The sequence below is a fragment of the Streptomyces sp. NPDC055815 genome (assembly GCF_053616475.1).
Genome location: NZ_JBSHDU010000011.1, coordinates 80197 through 95841, shown reverse-complemented (window position 1 = coordinate 95841; position 15645 = coordinate 80197). Strand labels below are relative to the sequence as shown.

The following is a 15645-nucleotide window of genomic DNA, read 5'->3' as shown; positions in this document are numbered from 1 at the left end:
ATCGCGCACCAGCTGGTGAGCGCCGGACAGTTCCCATGCCTTGCAGTCGTTGTACGGCTCCTGATCCCCGCGCCGGCTCCGGCGCGGGGATCACGGATTCCGGTGCCCGCCAGGTGGGGCTTCCCGGCTCTCGGCGGTGCCGGTCGGACCCGGCGAGGGCTCGCCCGCCGCGAGGTGCTCCAGGACCTCCGCCAGTTCCTGGCAGGCGCGGCGCACCGACCGGCGGGTCGCACGCTGCTCGGTGATGACGGAGGCGAGAAGCAGGGCGGTCAGGGCGGCGGAACCGTTGAACGCCTGGAGCTTGACCATGATCTCGACGTCCGTCAGGTGGAGGAACGCGCCCCGCCCCGAGGTCGCCTCGAAGGTGGCGAGCACGGAGGCGAAGAGCGCGCACAGCATGCTTCCGGCGAGCTGGAAGCGGAGCGCTGCCCAGATCAACAGGGGGAAGACGAGGAAGAGCATGCTCATCGGGCTGAGCACGGCCATGGGCATGAGGACCAGGGTCGTCAGCCCCAGAAAGGCCGCCTCCTTCCAGCGCCGTACCCGGAACCGTCCGGCCGGCCCCGCGAGGACGAGCAGGAGTGGGGCGACGAGCAGCACCCCCATCGTGTCGCCCACCCACCAGGCCAGCCAGACGGGCCAGAACTCGCTCTTGTCCAGGGAGCCCTTCGCCACCTGCAGTCCGACCCCCGCGGTCGCGCTGATCAGCATGGCGCCGAACCCGCCGAGGAAGACCAGGGAGAGTCCGTCCCGCAGCCGCGCCATGTCGCGCCGGAAGCCGGCCCGTCTCAGCAGCAGGAAGGCGCAGAGCGGCGCGACGGTGTTGCTGACCACGGTGACCACTGTGGTGGGTCCCGGAGTGGTGAGGGAGGCGATGACGAGGAAGGAGCCGAGGGCGATCCCAGGCCAGACCCGCGCGCCGAGCAGCAGCAGGGCGGCGACGGCGACGCCGGTGGGCGGCCAGATGGGGGTGGCCACCACGCCTTCGACGACGAGGCGGCCCATCAGGCCGAGTCGTCCGGCCGCGTAGTAGCAAACCGCCACGGCCAGCGACATCAGAGCCGCCTCCGTAGAGGGCTGGAACTGCCGAGTATCCAACACGTCAGCCATCAGACACCGGCCGGGCCGCCACGACCGGGCATGGCCCCTGCGTGTCGGGCGCCGCCGTGCGGCACGGGCCCGGGCCGGTCCGAGGACCGACCCGGTCCGAGGAGAGCTCCCTCCCCTCACTCCCTGGCTGCCGGCCGGGCCGGACCGCCGTCATGGCCGACGACCAGGACGGCCGCGTCGTCCTCGTGCCCCACCGTGGCCGCCAGCTTCATGACGGCGGTGGCGAGCGCGTCGACGTCCAGCCCGGCGACGGCGGTGATCCCGGCGAGCCTCGTCACCCGGTCCAGACCCTCGTCGACGTGGAGCGAGGGCCCCTCGACCACCCCGTCGGTCAGGAGGACGAAGACACCGTCGGCGGTGAGCCGGTGGCGCGTGGCCGGGTAGTCGACGCCGCGGAGCACACCGAGCGGAGGCCCGCCCTCGCTGTCGTCGATGCCGGAGCGGCCGTCGGTGGTGGCCCAGATGTAGGGGATGTGACCGGCCCGGGCGCACTCCAGGGTGCCGGCAGCGGGGTCGAGCCGCAGGAAGGTGCAGGTGGCGAAGAGGTCGGCGCCCAGAGAGATGAGCAGGTCGTTGGTGCGACCGAGCAGCTCTCCCGGGTCTCCGGTGACGGAGGCCAGCGCGCGCAGTGCCACGCGGACCTGTCCCATGAAGGCGGCGGCCTCGATGTTGTGTCCCTGCACGTCACCGATGGACATGCCGATCTGCCCGCCGGGCAGGGAGAAAGCGTCGTACCAGTCACCGCCGACGTTGAGTCCGTGGTTGGCGGGCTCATAGCGGACGGCCAGCCGGGCGCCCGGAAAACTGGGCAGGTCCGAGGGCAGCATGCCGCGCTGCAGGGCCACGGCGAGCTCGACACGGGAACGCTGCGTCTTGGCCAACTCCCGCGCCCTGGCGGTCAGCGACCCGAGCCGGACCAGAAGGTCCTCGCTGGTGTCGGCCGGCCGTCTGCGGAACATCGATCACTCCGACGTCACGACAATCCTCGCATCACTTCGTCCCGGTCTCCAGCACGCGGGACCACAGGGGACCACCTCGGTACGAACAGGTCCTTCCCACTCTGCCCGGACGGGACAGCGTCCGCATCTCATTGGCGAACCGCGGCGGATCCGAGCGGGGCCACCCCACACCGCCGTAATCGAGCAGCGGTTCGGAGTCGACTGGTACTGGTCGCAGGCGGCGGCCGTTCCGACCGCTGCCTACGGCCTGGGCAACCTCGTCGGCCCGGTGACGGTCATGGTTTCCCCGCTCACCGGCGACCCCGACCGCCTCATGCGCCGCCTGGCCCTGTGCGTAGGCGTCGGCCTCGGAACGGTCGCGATGAGTCACAGCTTCGCGCTGTCTGTGTCCGCGTTCGCGTTCACCGGCATCCTGAACGCACTGTTCTTCGCCTCCACTCTCGCCGCCCGCACCGAGTACGCGCCTGCCTCTCCTTCTCGGCATCGCCGGGACGACAGCAGCCGTCCTGGCAGCGACGACGGAGAAGCGGACTGGCGTGCGGGTGAGGAGGATGAGCCGGTGAGGGGGGGCGATGCTTGTCTGAGGTACCGACCCGCACCGCGCCCCCGTCCCACCCTGAAGTTGGCAAGCCGGAACGGACTTGGCCGATTGAGGGCTTCCGCGGCAGCGCGGGTTCGGACCTGTTCCGCCGCCGGGACAGCCGGCGCGGTGCGGGAGGGCATCACGTGCCGTCCATTTCAGTGCCGCCCCGTGCCTGCGATCTCGGCCACCTCGTGCAGCCTCACCTGACGCGCCTCCCGCGAAGAGGCTCAGAAGAACCCAAGCTTCTTCGGCGAGTAGCTGACCAGCAGATTCTTCGTGTGCTGGTGGTACACGCCTCGCGTGGCCGTTGACCAGCGGAAACGGCCACGATTCTGCCAAGCTGCAGGCGGCTGGTCCGGGTATGGCCCGGATCTTGGTCGGCACGGAGTGGGCCTCCTGACCGATGGCCCGTGGCGGCGGCGAGCTGGCTCACCGATCGTGACCGTCGGCGACGAGCCCGTCCGGTGCGGGCCACCGTACGCTGCCCGAACTGGTCGGCGAGCCGGTCGCCGATGCGGGGCCGATGAACTGAGCCCCGACCAGGGCGATGTAATCGGCAGGCGGCCACGGATACCGATACGTGCGGGGAGCTGGAGAGGTAGAGCGTCGCCCAGGGGTTGGCCGTGTCCTGGACGAGTCTGCCGGCGGTGGCCCACTCATTGAGCCTCGGCGTTCGTCAGCGCACTGCGGAGGTCGCGCTTGAGGATCTTTCCTGCGGCCGAGACGGGCAGGGCGTCGACGAACTCGACCGTGCGTGGGGTCTTGTAGCCGGCGATCAGGTTCCTGGCGTGGGCGCGGATCTCCTCCTCCGTGGCGGACGTACCGGGCTTGAGGGCGACGACGGCGTGAACGCGCTCGCCCCACAGGTCGTCAGGGATGCCGATGACGGCGCAGGCCGCAACAGAGGGATGGGCTGAGATGGCGTTCTCGACCTCGGCGGAGTAGACGTTCTCGCCACCTGTCACGATCATGTCCTTGATCCGGTCGACCACATGGACGTAGCCGTCGGAGTCGAGGAAGCCCGCGTCCCCCGTGTGCATCCAACCGTTTCGCAACACCGCCGCGGTCTCCTCGGCCCGGTTCCAGTAGCCGAGCATCACATGCTCACCGCGGGTGGTGATCTCGCCGACGGATCCCGTCGGTACCTCCTGGCCGTCGGAGTCGACGATCCGCACGTCGGTGTGCGGGATCGGCCGACCCGCCGCGCGCAGCAGGTCTCCGCCACGGACGTGTTCGTCGCCCCCGAGGATGGTGAGCACCCCGGTCTCGGTCATGCCGTACCCCTGTGTGAACGCGGCCCTGGGGAAGACCTCCATCGCGCGCCGCAGCAGCGCCTCGCTGATCGCGGAGCCGCCGTAGGCGAGCGACTCGATGCTCGTGAGGTCCCGGGTGCCGGCGGAAGCGTGGTCGCACAGCATCTGGATCATGACCGGGACGAGGCCGGTACTGGTCACCCGGTGCTGTTCCACGGCTGCGAAGAATGCTTCAGGGCTGAAGGCCGGACAGATGATGTGCGTGCCGCCCATGATGTTCTGGCCGTTCCAGTTCGCGATGGCGGCGATGTGGAACAGAGGAGCGATGACGAGGTTCACGCCGCCCGGCTTGGCCGCCTGGCCGGCGAGCTGGGCGCCGAAGGTGGAGGCCATCAGCCCGCGGTGGCTGATCGCGACCCCCTTGGGGAGACCCGTGGTGCCGCCGGTGTAGAGAAGTGCGGCCAGGCTGTCGCCGCCGCGACGCAGGTCCTCGACGGGGGAGGCGCCGGCGACCAGTTCCTCGTAGTCCACGAGGCCCTCGGGGGCGGAGCCGTCGCCGCAGTACACCACGGTGCGCAGCTGCGGACAGCGCCTGCGCAGATCGGATACGAGCGGCAGGAAGGCGTCGTCCACGACCAGCAGGCGTGCTCCGGCGTCGTCGAGTGCGTAAGCGATCTCTGCCACGCTCCACCGGATGTTGACCGGATTGACCGCGGCTCCCGCCCACCAGACGGCGAAGAACGTCTCGTGGTAGCGGTCGGAGTTGAGGGCCAGGAGGGTGACGCGATCGCCCTCCGCCAGGCCGAGCCGGCGCAGGCCGCCCGCGAGCCGCGCCACCCGGTCGGCAACCTCCCGCGCGGAGCGGACCCGCTCTCCGCAGACGGTCATCGTCCGCTCGGGGGCCTGCTGGACGGCGTGATGCAGTGACTGGGTCATGTACATGGTGGACTCCAGGGGGTGTTGGCGGTTCAGGTGGGCCGGGCGTGGCTGATGGCGTTGTCCGACTGCGGCGGAAGGCTCGGGTCACCGCCACTGCGAAGTACGGGCCTCGGGGCTGTGGTCAGTCGTGCTCGGCACCGGTCCGGACACGGTGGTCGAGTCGGCCGCTGCTCGAACGCGTGACCCGCCCACGGCCGAGAACGCTGCCCGCCCAGCCCAGTGCGAAGCCGAGGGGGACGGTGATCAGGCCCGGATATTCCAGGGGATACCCATGGAAGTCGTGGGCGGGGAACAGCGCACCCGGACTGCCCGAGACAGTGGGGCCGAAGAGCGTGAGGACCACGCAGCCGAGCAGACCGCCGTACACGCTCCAGAGCAGTCCGGTCCGGGTGAAGCGCCCCCAGAACAGGCTGTACACCAGCGCCGGCAGGATCGCCGAGGCGGCGACCGAGATGCCGAAGGCCGCGAGGAACTGGATGTGCCAGTGGAACAGCGCGAGTGCCAGCAGTATGCCGCAGCCGCCCACCAGCACCACCGACCAGCGCACGGCACGCAGCGTCTGCCTCTCGGACAGCGTGCCCTGGCGGACCACGTGGGCGTACAGGTCGTGACCGAGGGCTGCCGACGCGCTGAGCGTCAGACCGGAGACCACGGCGAGGGTGGTGACGAACACCGCGCACGCGACGGCGGTGAACACGATGCTCCCGACGGAGGTGCCGGGCCCGCCGGCAAGAGCGCCGGCCAGCATGAGCAGGGCGGTGCTGCCCCGGGGATCGGCGTCGGCGATGGCCGGGGCGCCGACGGTCGCTGCCGCACCGAGCCCGAGCACGACGATGGCTGCGGCGAGCAGTGCGGTGGCGCCGACGGTCCAGACCACGGCGCGGCGGGCTACCGCGCCGCTGCGGGATGTGCTGAGGCGGGCCACGACGTGCGGTACGACGGCCGTGCCGAGTACCAGGGTGAGGTGCAGCCCGATGTAGTTCAGCTGTCCCGTGATGCCGGAGCCGTGGATGCCGCCCTGTGCGTAGTAGGTCTCCGGACGACCGCTGTTCTGCGCCGCGGTGTCGATCAAGGCGTTGACATCCCAGTGGAAAGTCCTCAGCACGACCAGACAGACGGTCAGGAGGACGACGAACACCAGCACGGCCTTGAGCATCTGGATCAGGCTGGTGCCGCGCATTCCGCCGATGAAGACGAACAGCACCATCAGAGTTCCGACGAGGACCAGACAGATCTGCGCGGCGCCCTCCCCGCTCAGGCCGGCCAGATGGGCGGTGACGACGCCGATACTGATGAGCTGCGCCACCAGATACGGCAGGCACACGACGAGGGTCGCCACCGAACCGGCGATCCTGGCCGCCCGCCCGGGGGTGCGTGAATCGAAGATGCCGCCGATCGTGAACCGGCCCAGTTCGCGCACTGGTTGGGCGATCAGCAGGAGCACGAGGAGGGACAGGACCAGATCCAACGCGACCGACATGCCGTCGAAGCCGGTGAGCGCGACAAGTCCCGTGATGCCGAGGACACCGATGGCCGAGGCGTACTCACCGGCCAGAGCGAGTGTGCTGGTCCGGGTGGAGAACGAGCGGCCAGCCGTGAAGAAGTCGCGGACCTCGTCGCGGCTGCTCTCCGCGTACAGGCAGAGCATGAGCACGACTGCCACGACGACGAGGAACGACGTCAGAGGGGTGATCATGCCCCCGCCGGAGGCTCCGTTCACCGACAGCGTGTTCACCGGTGGTGCTCCTGGTGCTGGTGCCCGATGGCTGGTCGGCGCAGGCCGTCGGCCGTGGGCTCGCACTCGGCAGCGCTGTCGCACTCCGCAGCGCTGTCGCGCTCGAAACGGAAAGCAGTGCAGAGCAGGAGCACGAGTGGCGCTGCGAGTAGCAGCATGCCGAGATTGAGCGGGCCCACGAGGCGCACGGCCAGATCGTCGCCGAACGCGAGACTGAGGATCACGACGGTCGCCAGTCCCGCCGCGTTGGGGAGGGCGAGTCGTCGGCGTGCGGTGCGGGCCGGTGCCGTCAGCCAGCCGGCGTGCGGAGTGGCGCCGGCGCCTGCCGAGTCGTACGGCAACGAGCCCCGGTCCGAGGGTTCGAAAGTGCTCAAGGATGAGTCCGCTGTGTGAGAGAGGGCGAACGGAGGTCCGTGCCCTGTCAGATGCCGGGCCGGTGCCCGGAACACAACAGCACCTGACGCACGGGTGTCGAGGGAATGGCTCGTTCCAGGCGGGACGCACAGTCGGATGGGCACTCGTCTGTGCACGGTGCACCGTGCTCGGGGGTCGACGCCCGCTCCTGTCCGCGGTAGCCGGGCGGCCGCCGCGAGGAGACCGGCCCTCGCAGGGGCGGGCCGCCGGAGCGCGATGCCCGGCCCTCGCCCCCCGACGAGCGGCACGGTGCACAGTCCGTAGTCGGCCCGGCTATGCAATCCGCCAGGAAGGGCCGTCACCTCTCGTCGTACGGCTCGCGCTCTGGTCCCTTGGAGCTCCTCCTGACGACGGGTTCTCTCACCCGCGATGTCCGGCCGACGCCGTGAGCAGGAGGTCTGCGCGATCCACGAGGAGCAAGCTCTATGACGTCACCACCCCTGTCTCCCGACGGTCTTGAGGTCAGCGGTCTGCGGGTGACCTATGGCCGTTCGATCCACGCCTTGCGCGGGGTCTCGTTGCGTGTCCCCGCGGGCGGGGTGGCGACGGTCCTCGGGGCCAACGGGGCCGGCAAGTCCACACTGCTGCGTGCGATTTCCGGCACCCTGCACCTGCACGGTGGCTCCGTCGACGCGGGCACCGTCTCGTTCGCGGGCCAGGACATGACAAGGCGCGACGCCTCGCGACTCGTCGCCGCCGGAATCGTCCAGGTTCCCGAAGGACGTCGGGTGTTCTCCGGTCTGAGCGTCGAGGACAACCTCAGGGCAGGGCGGCTCGGTGCCCGCGGGGCGGGTGCCGCCGCGAGCCGAGCCGCACGCGACCGGGTGCACGAGTTGTTTCCGGTGCTCGCCGACCGCCGTCGGCAGGCTGCGGGACTGTTGTCGGGAGGCGAGCAGCAGATGCTAGCCATGGGCCGAGCCCTCATGGCCGATCCGAAGCTGCTGCTGCTGGACGAGCCCTCCCTCGGGCTGGCACCGCGCATGGTGAAGCGGATCGGACAGGTGGTGTCCGAGATCCACAGGCAGGGTGTCGGAGTGCTTCTGGTGGAGCAGAACGCTGCTCTGGCCCTCGAACTCTCGGACCGCGCCTACGTACTGGACGTCGGCGAGGTGCGGCTGGAAGGCTCCTCGGAGGAGCTGGCCGCCACCGACGCGGTGCGCAGGCTGTACCTTGGCGAAGCGACGAGCGGGTCGTCCGACAACGGCGCGACCGCCCCGTCGGACGGTACGCCGATGGCGCCGGCCCGCTCCACGTTGGCGCGGTGGTCCGCATGAGGCCGGCCCGCCGCACCCGGGCCGCGGCGCGAACCTTCGACAGCAGTCCCGTACCGGAGCTGACCGTCGAAGGGCTGACCGTCCGGTTCGCCGGGCTGACCGCACTGGACGGTGTCGGCTTCACCGTCGCCCCGGGCAGCATCCATGCGCTCATCGGCCCCAACGGGGCCGGCAAGTCCACCTGCTTCAACGTGCTCTCCGGTGTCTACCGGGCGGCTGACGGCAGCGTCCGGCTCGGCGGCGAGGAGGTGACCGGACTCCCGGCACACCGGATCGCCGCTCGGGGCGTTGCCCGGACCTTTCAGAACATCGTGCTCACCCGCGGCACCGTCGCCGAGAACCTGATGCTGGGCCGCCATACGCTCACGCGCGCCGGCTTCGCCGCCTCAGCCCTCCGGCTCCCCTGGGCCACGCGCGAGCAGCGCCTCCACACCGAACGCGCCCGGGAGATAGCGGAGTTCACCGGACTCGGCGGTGTCTTCCAGACTCCTGTCGCGTCGTTGCCCTACGGCGACCGAAAGCGGGTCGAGCTGGCCCGCGCCCTGTGCATGGAACCGAGAGTGCTCCTGCTGGACGAACCCGTAGCCGGTATGAACACCGCCGAACGGGTCGCGATGGCGGAGACCATCCACGAGATCCGTCAGGCCCTGGAGCTCTCGATAGTGATCGTCGAGCACGACATGGGCATCGTGATGCGCCTCGCGGACGAGGTCACCGTGCTCGACTTCGGCCGCCGCATCGGCGGCGGTACCCCGGCGGAGGTGCAGCGCGACCCCGCGGTGATCCGCGCCTATCTGGGCGCGGGTGACGACGACGGCGACGACGCGTCCGCCATCCCGGACGCAGGCGCGCGCGAGGGCGACGAGAGCGCAGGCGTCGACGAGAACACCGGCCCACCGGACGAGACGGAAGCCCCCAGCACAGGCCGGCGAAGCGCTGGCGCCACGGACGGCAGCGCCGCGAACCAGGAGGAATCGAAATGACCACGCTGGCCGAAACCGTGTTCAACGGGCTGGCCCTCGGATCGGTGTACGCCCTGGTCACCCTGGGCTTCGTCGTGATCTTCCGCGCATCGGGGGCGATGAACTTCGCCCACGGTTCGCTGCTTCTGTTCGGTGGCTATCTCGTCGCGCGCCTGCACACGCCGCTCGGATTCGCCGGCGCGATGGCGGTCGCGCTCGCGTGCACGGCGGGCGTGGCCGTCCTCCAGGCTCTCCTGCTGCGCGGCACCCGAACCTCCGCACCGGCCACCCTGGCCATTCTCACCATCGGTGTGGACGTCCTGCTCTCGACCGAGCTGAGTCGTCGGATCGGCTCCGACGTCCTGGACCTCGGCGACCCATGGGGAGCAGAGGTGACCAAGGTCCTGGGGGTCACCGTGCCGGACGCCCGAATCGCCTCACTCGCGGTCGCCGTCGTGCTGATCGGCGCCTTTCTGCTGGCCTTCCGGTACACCTCCTGGGGGCTGTCGATGCGGGCATCCACCGCGGACCGGGAAGCCGCGGCGCTCATGGGCATCCGCCCGGGCCGCCTCCAGATATCGGCGTGGTGCCTGGCCGGAGCGCTCGCCGTGGTGGCCGCTCTCTTCCTCGTCGCCTTCCCCACCCCGGGACTGGACCGGGCCACGGGCCACGTGGCGCTGAAGGCGTTCCCCGCCGCGATCCTCGGCGGCATGGACTCCGTCGGGGGAGCCCTGGCCGGCAGCCTCCTCATCGGCCTCACCGAGGCATTCGCGAGCGGCTATCAGAGCGAGCTGAGTTTCCTCGGTGAGGGTCTGTCCGGCGTCGCACCGTACGCCGTGCTCGTACTGGTGCTGCTGATCCGCCCCCACGGCCTGTTCGGTTCCAAGGAGCTCACCCGTGTCTGACATCTCAACGGCCCGACCGTGGCAGCGCACCCGGGTGCTGTACCCGTCAAGCCGGGGCATCGCCGCCGCCACCGGCGGCCTCGTCCTGCTGGCACTCCCGCTCTATGTGGACGGCTTCTGGCTTCAGGCCGGGCTGTTCGCCATGGCGGCGGTCGTCGGCGCGCTCGGCATCAACCTGCTGACCGGCGTGGCCGGCCAGCTCTCCATGGGCCACGCCTTCTTCCTCTCGGTGGGTGCCTACGGCTACACCTGGGCCGCCGGCGACTCCGGCCGTTCGGGCGCGGTGGAGGTGTCCGGCCTCGGACTGCCGCCCCTGGCGGCGTTCGTGCTGGCGGTGCTGCTCGCCGGCCTGGCTGGTGGCATCCTCAGCCCGGTTTCCGGCCGGGTCCGCGGGATCTACCTCGGCGTGGCGACCCTGGCTCTCGTCTTCCTCGGGCAGCACCTGCTGCAGAACGCGACCTCCGTCACGGGCGGCTTCAACGGGCGCTCGGTGGAGCCGATGTCCATCCTCGGCTTCGCCTTCACCGACGGTGCCGCGGACGGACTGACGGTACTGGGTGTCCCCTTCGGGGCCCTGGAGCGGCTCTGGTACTTCGGCCTGGTCCTTGTGGCCGTGGCCTGGCTGACGGCCCGCAATCTGCTGCGCAGCCGCCCCGGGCGGGCACTCGGTGCCCTGCGTGACAGCCCCACCGCCGCCGCCGTGATGGGTGTGGCCGGGTCCCGTTACCGGGCCGCGGCGTTCGCGGTCTCCTCGATGTACGCAGGGGCGGCGGGCGCACTCGTCGCACTGGTGGTGAGCCGGGTGGTGCCCGACTACTTCAGCCTCATGCTCTCCATCGACTACCTCGCCATGATCGTCATCGGTGGCCTCGGATCGGTGGGGGGAGCCGTCGTGGGGGCGGTGTTCGTCACGCTCCTGCCGCAATTGCTCACCCGGTACGCGGACACCCTTCCGCTGGTCGTCGGCCCCGGGTCCGTCGAGCCGGGACTCGCCCCGTCCGACGCGGCCCGCTACCTCTACGGCACCGCCATCGTGTTCGTCCTGATCTTCGCTCCGGGAGGGCTGGCCGCGCTGGCCGGCTCCCGCGGCGGACGGCGCTGGCGGAATCTCGTCCGCCGACGCAGCACAGTTGCTGACCATGACAAGGAGCAGACCCCGTGAATTCGATGAGAAGCCTCGTGGCCGCGACAGCCGTAGCACTTCTGGCCACTTCGCTGGCCGGATGCAGCACCAAGGGTGGCGGCGCCGCCCCGGACAGCGCCGGCTCCGGCGGTGTGAAGACCGGCCCGGGCGTCACCGCCGACACGATCAGCCTCGGCATTCTGACCGACACCTCAGGTCCTTTCGCCCCGCTCGGCAAGACCATTCTTCAGGCCCAGCAGCTGTACGTGGACCAGGTGAACGCGGAGGGCGGTGTCTGTGACCGCAAGCTCAGGCTCGTCGTCCGCGACCACGGGTACGACGTGCAGAAGGCGGTCGCCCAGTACACCGAGATCCAGCCCCAGGTCGCCGGGATGCCCGGACTCGTCGGGTCGTCGGTCATCGCGGCCCTCATGGACCGGGTGGACGGTGACAACCTCATGACCATCGCCGTGGGCTACTCCTCCACCCTGCTGGGCCATCGCAGTCTGCAAACCGTCGGCACGACCTACGACGTCGACATGGTCAACGGTCTCGACCATCTCGTGCAGAGCGCCGGACTCAAGCCCGGAGACAAGGTCGGTCACATCTACACCGAGGGTGAGTACGGCGAGAACGCCCTGGAGGGCGCGGAGTTCTCCGCGTCGAAGCACGGTCTGACCCTGGTGGCCCAGAAGGTGAAGCCGACGGATCAGGACATGACGGCGCAGGTGACCTCCCTGCGCAAGGCGGGTGTCAAGGCCGTGCTGTCGAGTGTCGGCCCGAAGCAGACCGCCTCGGTGGTCGGCGTCGCCGCGGCGCAGGGCATGAAGGTGCCGTTCCTCTCCAGTGGTCCGGGCTATGTGCCGCAGCTGCTCGACAGCCCGGTCGCCCCGGCGTTGCTGAAGATGCTCAAGGTCGCTTCCCCGGCGCCGGCGGTGGGCAGTGAGAATCCCGTGCTGAAGAAGCTGGTCACCGACTACCAGGTCAAGTACCCGGGGCAGTCCGTGGACCAGGGGGTGCAGGCCGGCCGCAATGCCATGGCTGTTGCGGTCGAGGATCTGAAGCAGGCATGCGCGGCCGGCGATCTCAGCAGGGCGGGCATCGTGGGCGCCCACCGCAAGTTGAAGGGGTTCGATCTCGGGGTGGGCGAGAAGCTCGACTTCAGTGACCCGGCGCGGCCCAGTGGCACCGAGAGCTACATTCTCCAGCCCAAGAAGGGAGTCCCGGGCGGGCTGGTGAATGTCGAGGAGGCCGTCAAGGCGCCGAGCGTCGACGAGTATCTCGCCACCCTCGGCTGACACGGGCCGGCCCGGCCCTGCAGCGAACGGAACGACCCATCACGGCCGTCGAGGCGCCTTCTCCGGGAATGCGGGGAGGCGCGTCGGCGGCCTTCGCGCTTACGGGAAGGGTAAGCCGCGCCTTGCCAGAGGTGTGGCCTGCTCGGTGATGGTCGCGACGCGATGGGCCGGAGGACCGGCGCACGCGCGAGAAGCCGTATCGCGACGTATCCGTCGCGATACGGCTCTCGGGCCGGGAAGTTCAGGTGTGTCTCTCAGGCAGGTGGCGACACGCCGCGATGCCGGGCGTCGTCGCTCAGGCGACGACCTGCTGTGCGCGCACGGCCACGGCGTCCTGGAAGAGCAGGGTCACGTGTCCGACGCAGCCGGCGTGCCAGTTGTCGGCTCCGGCGAGCTGCGCATGGCTGTTGGGGGTGATGACCTCGTCGCAGCTGGACCAGATCGTGTTGTAGGTGACGTTGCCGGGGGTGACATCGCCGGAGTTGAGCTGGTCGAGGAACGTGCTGCCCGGGTAAGCCTCCCGGCAGGACGCGTGGTGCAGGCACCCGCCGGCCCAGTAGGTGCCGTAGTTGGGGCCCGCGATGGCGACCCAGTCGTCGACGTAGGAGGTGCCGCCGAGGAACTTCAGGTACCAGCGGGTGTTCAGGGCGCCGAGGGAGTGGGCCACGATGTCGACCTTGGCGGCACCGGTCCGGGCCCGCAGGGCGCTGACCTCGTCGGCGATCTCCTGGGCCGTGATGGCGCTGGACTGCCAGGAGTTGTAGGAGATGGCGTGGAGCCGGTCGGGTGACCATCCGGCCGCGACGAAGTCGCCGATCATGTCGTCGTAGAAGGACGCGTTCTCGTCGAGGCCGTGGACGAACAGGACCGGGTCGCGGTCTGCGGCCTGAGCGGGGGGCGCTGTCGGGCCCAGGAGCGCGAAAGCGGCGGCCATCGAGGCGCCGACGGTGGTGAGGGTACGTGCAAGGCGCATGACTGCTCCTCAGTCGGGGTGTGTGGTTCTCGCGGTGTTCTGTTGCCTCGCGCCCGATAGGGCGCTCTCCCACGGCGAAAGGTCATGGCGGCGCTAGGGGCCGTCGGACCGGACGGGTGCGATCGCACCTGCTTCACGGGGCCGCGGTGGCAGTGCTCAATGTGGGGTGCTTGGAGGTGCGGGTCCAGACGTTGTACCGTTCCGGCCTTGCGAGGGCCGAAAGACTGTCGAGGCGCACACCCGGGTGCGGGTCGCGATGTCCAGTCGACCACTGGCAACCGGACCAGGTCGCCGTCTGGGGCTGAAGCGGATCGGCATGTTGCCAATCGGTTACCGGTCCGGCTCTGGTGTTTCTGCCGGCACTACGCGAAGAATGCGGGGGAAATTCCCTTTCACCGCTGCGTCGAGGGTCTGGCACGGACACGGTCCCTGCGTACGCGGTTCCGGTCTTTCGGCACCCGGACGGTGCACGGCCGCTCACGCTCCATGGAGACAGTCAGATGTCATATCCCCGTTCCGCTGCAGGGGCTGAAGGACGGCCCGGGCACTCTGGTCCTCCTGCCGTCCCCGGTCTCCACGACGCGCCTACCTCGCTCGAGCCGCGGTCGTCGGACTCTTCCATGGTCGATCTCACGACACCGGACTATCCCGTGCCCACATCTGCGACGCCGGAGAGCACCGAGCTGCTGCACTATGCGGCCGGGCTGGTGCACCGCCGGAGTTCCGTGCTCGCCGAACTGGCGCTGAGCCGGCTGCTCTCCCAGAGCATGTACTACACGGATCCGGTGCTCGCGCCACCCATGCTGCGCGAGGCGGTGCATACGGGCATGGAGATCGCGGTCGGTGCCATGGCGTCGCCGGCGCGGTTCACCGACTCAGGGGAGTACGCCTGGCATCTGGGCGGGGTGCGCGCAGGGCACGGTTTCCCCGTCGAGGGCCTGGTGCACGCGTTCCGCATCGCGAACACCACGGCCTGGGAGCAGTTGGTCGATGCCGTGAGCCGCGAGGTGCCGGAGAGTGCACAACTGCTGCTGCATGCTGCCCCCATGGTCTGGGGGTACTGCCATCGCGACACCCTGATCGTCACCGAGGCCCACCGTCAGACCACAGAGGGGCGGCCCGGGGACGAGTCCCGCCTCGTCAAACCCCTGCTCGACTTCCTGCTGCGGGGCAGTTCGGATCAGCTCGCGGTCTCGGGAGCGGCCGTACTGCTGGATCTCCCGATGGAGGGCCGGTACGCGGTGGCGCGCGTCCGCGGCGGCGTACCGTCCGGGCGGGAGCTGACCGTCCTCGATGACGCGGCCACCGGCATGCGGGTTCTTCGCTGCCCGACACCGGACGGCTGGGTTGTCCTTGCCTCGCTGGCGGAGCGGTCCCTGGACGACCTGTTCGCGCTGCTGCCCCTGCCGCGGGGCGCGCGCTGTGGAATCAGCCCGGTCGTCACGGGGCTGAGCGAGCTGGGGCGGGCCCGGCACTTCGCCGATCTGGCCCTGGGCACCTGCACCGGTGAGGGGGAGACGGCGCGCTTCGACCGGAGGATGCCCGAGGGCATCATGGTGTCACGGCCGGATCTGGCCGCGGAGCTCGTGGAGCAGGTGCTCGGCCCGGTCCGCGGGCTGGGCGAGCCGGACAAGTCGGTGCTGCTGGAGACCCTCGCCGTCTGGCTGGACTGCGGTGGGTCCGTGGTCCGTGTCGGGAAGCAGCTGTTCTGTCACCGCAACACCATCCAGAACCGCCTGCGCCGACTCGAACAGCTCACGGGCAGGCAGTTCAGCCGGCCCAGGGACGTCGTCGAGCTGGCGTTGGCGCTGGACGCCTACCGCATCCAGCAGGCGGCTGCGCGGGAGGGCTGACCCGGCACGCTGAGCCGCCCTGGGATCCCTCGGCCGGGGCGGGGCCCGCACCGCACCCGGGCCCGGCCGACAGCGGCCTGCCACAGGCGGCACCTGCTCTTCCTCCGACGAATCCGCTTCGTCTGTACCCGTACGACTCGGCCGACGCGCCGGACGGGCGGGTCTTCTCCATGCCCGACGGTCGGGGGGGCGCCCCCCCCCAAACCACCACCGAGGGGGCCCCCCCCCCCGCCAGCCCCCGCCCCGGCGGCCCCCCCCGCCGGG

General features: G+C 70.3%; 12 protein-coding genes and 1 pseudogene. 6 read left to right on the top strand and 7 right to left on the bottom strand.

From position 1 onward, the window contains the following. Positions 1-90: 90 nt before the first annotated feature. The 6 genes and pseudogenes from ACWGN5_RS10600 to ACWGN5_RS10575 form a co-directional block, all read right to left on the bottom strand. Positions 91-1110, bottom strand: coding sequence for an MASE1 domain-containing protein (locus tag ACWGN5_RS10600; protein WP_453513320.1), 1020 nt, complete (start codon positions 1108-1110; stop codon positions 91-93). A 116-nt stretch (positions 1111-1226) separates the two neighbouring features. Beyond that, the gene (locus ACWGN5_RS10595) at positions 1227-2069 is read right to left on the bottom strand and encodes a PP2C family protein-serine/threonine phosphatase (RefSeq protein ID WP_453513318.1); all 843 of its coding nucleotides are present in this window, start codon (positions 2067-2069) and stop codon (positions 1227-1229) included. A gap of 1043 nt (positions 2070-3112) precedes the next feature. Beyond that, a pseudogene (locus ACWGN5_RS10590) lies at positions 3113-3304 on the bottom strand (MFS transporter); the annotation flags it as partial. Between the two features lie 4 nt (positions 3305-3308). Continuing rightward, positions 3309-4841, bottom strand: coding sequence for an acyl-CoA synthetase (locus ACWGN5_RS10585; protein ID WP_453513316.1), 1533 nt, complete (start codon positions 4839-4841; stop codon positions 3309-3311). 124 nt (positions 4842-4965) lie between these two features. After that, positions 4966-6579: a sodium/solute symporter gene (locus ACWGN5_RS10580; RefSeq protein ID WP_453513314.1), complete on the bottom strand. Its 1614-nt coding sequence runs from the start codon at positions 6577-6579 to the stop codon at positions 4966-4968. Beyond that, entirely contained in the window at positions 6576-6953 is a 378-nt protein-coding gene (locus ACWGN5_RS10575) for a hypothetical protein (protein WP_453513312.1), read from the bottom strand. Before ACWGN5_RS10575 ends, ACWGN5_RS10580 begins: the two co-directional genes overlap by 4 nt. A gap of 465 nt (positions 6954-7418) precedes the next feature. On the opposite strand from ACWGN5_RS10575, the gene ACWGN5_RS10570 reads away from it, so the two are divergent. From ACWGN5_RS10570 to ACWGN5_RS10550, 5 genes are read left to right on the top strand one after another with little or no spacing between them, the layout of a single operon-like run. Continuing rightward, positions 7419-8267, top strand: coding sequence for an ABC transporter ATP-binding protein (locus ACWGN5_RS10570; RefSeq protein ID WP_453513310.1), 849 nt, complete (start codon positions 7419-7421; stop codon positions 8265-8267). After that, on the top strand, positions 8264-9250 hold the full coding sequence (locus ACWGN5_RS10565; protein WP_453513382.1) for an ABC transporter ATP-binding protein: 987 nt from the start codon (positions 8264-8266) through the stop codon (positions 9248-9250). The genes ACWGN5_RS10570 and ACWGN5_RS10565 overlap by 4 nt, the downstream gene beginning before the upstream one ends. Continuing rightward, positions 9247-10134 carry a branched-chain amino acid ABC transporter permease gene (locus tag ACWGN5_RS10560; RefSeq protein ID WP_453513307.1) on the top strand — a complete coding sequence of 296 codons (888 nt, stop codon included), beginning with the start codon at positions 9247-9249 and terminating at the stop codon, positions 10132-10134. The genes ACWGN5_RS10565 and ACWGN5_RS10560 overlap by 4 nt, the downstream gene beginning before the upstream one ends. A 34-nt stretch (positions 10135-10168) precedes the next feature. Continuing rightward, positions 10169-11296 (top strand): branched-chain amino acid ABC transporter permease, encoded by a 1128-nt coding sequence (locus ACWGN5_RS10555; protein ID WP_453513379.1) that lies wholly within the window; start codon positions 10169-10171, stop codon positions 11294-11296. 5 nt (positions 11297-11301) lie between these two features. Further along, positions 11302-12555, top strand: a complete 1254-nt coding sequence (locus ACWGN5_RS10550; protein ID WP_453513377.1) for an ABC transporter substrate-binding protein — start codon at positions 11302-11304, stop codon at positions 12553-12555. A gap of 295 nt (positions 12556-12850) precedes the next feature. Here the strand turns inward: ACWGN5_RS10550 and ACWGN5_RS10545 are convergent, their stop codons facing one another. Then, positions 12851-13528 carry an esterase/lipase family protein gene (locus ACWGN5_RS10545; RefSeq protein WP_453513305.1) on the bottom strand — a complete coding sequence of 226 codons (678 nt, stop codon included), beginning with the start codon at positions 13526-13528 and terminating at the stop codon, positions 12851-12853. 650 nt (positions 13529-14178) lie between these two features. Between ACWGN5_RS10545 and ACWGN5_RS10540 the strand changes: the two genes are divergently transcribed. Further along, positions 14179-15381 (top strand): PucR family transcriptional regulator, encoded by a 1203-nt coding sequence (locus ACWGN5_RS10540; RefSeq protein WP_453513303.1) that lies wholly within the window; start codon positions 14179-14181, stop codon positions 15379-15381. Positions 15382-15645: the final 264 nt, after the last annotated feature.

Bases quoted from the DNA above. Each gene is read 5' to 3' on its own strand.
- ACWGN5_RS10570 (WP_453513310.1), top strand. From the start codon at position 7,419: ATGACGTCACCACCCCTGTCTCCCGACGGTCTTGAGGTCAGCGGTCTG.
- ACWGN5_RS10565 (WP_453513382.1), top strand. From the start codon at position 8,264: ATGAGGCCGGCCCGCCGCACCCGGGCCGCGGCGCGAACCTTCGACAGC.
- ACWGN5_RS10585 (WP_453513316.1), bottom strand. From the start codon at position 4,841: ATGACCCAGTCACTGCATCACGCCGTCCAGCAGGCCCCCGAGCGGACG.
- ACWGN5_RS10595 (WP_453513318.1), bottom strand. From the start codon at position 2,069: ATGTTCCGCAGACGGCCGGCCGACACCAGCGAGGACCTTCTGGTCCGG.
- ACWGN5_RS10550 (WP_453513377.1), top strand. From the start codon at position 11,302: ATGAGAAGCCTCGTGGCCGCGACAGCCGTAGCACTTCTGGCCACTTCG.
- ACWGN5_RS10560 (WP_453513307.1), top strand. From the start codon at position 9,247: ATGACCACGCTGGCCGAAACCGTGTTCAACGGGCTGGCCCTCGGATCG.
- ACWGN5_RS10600 (WP_453513320.1), bottom strand. From the start codon at position 1,110: ATGGCTGACGTGTTGGATACTCGGCAGTTCCAGCCCTCTACGGAGGCG.
- ACWGN5_RS10545 (WP_453513305.1), bottom strand. From the start codon at position 13,528: ATGCGCCTTGCACGTACCCTCACCACCGTCGGCGCCTCGATGGCCGCC.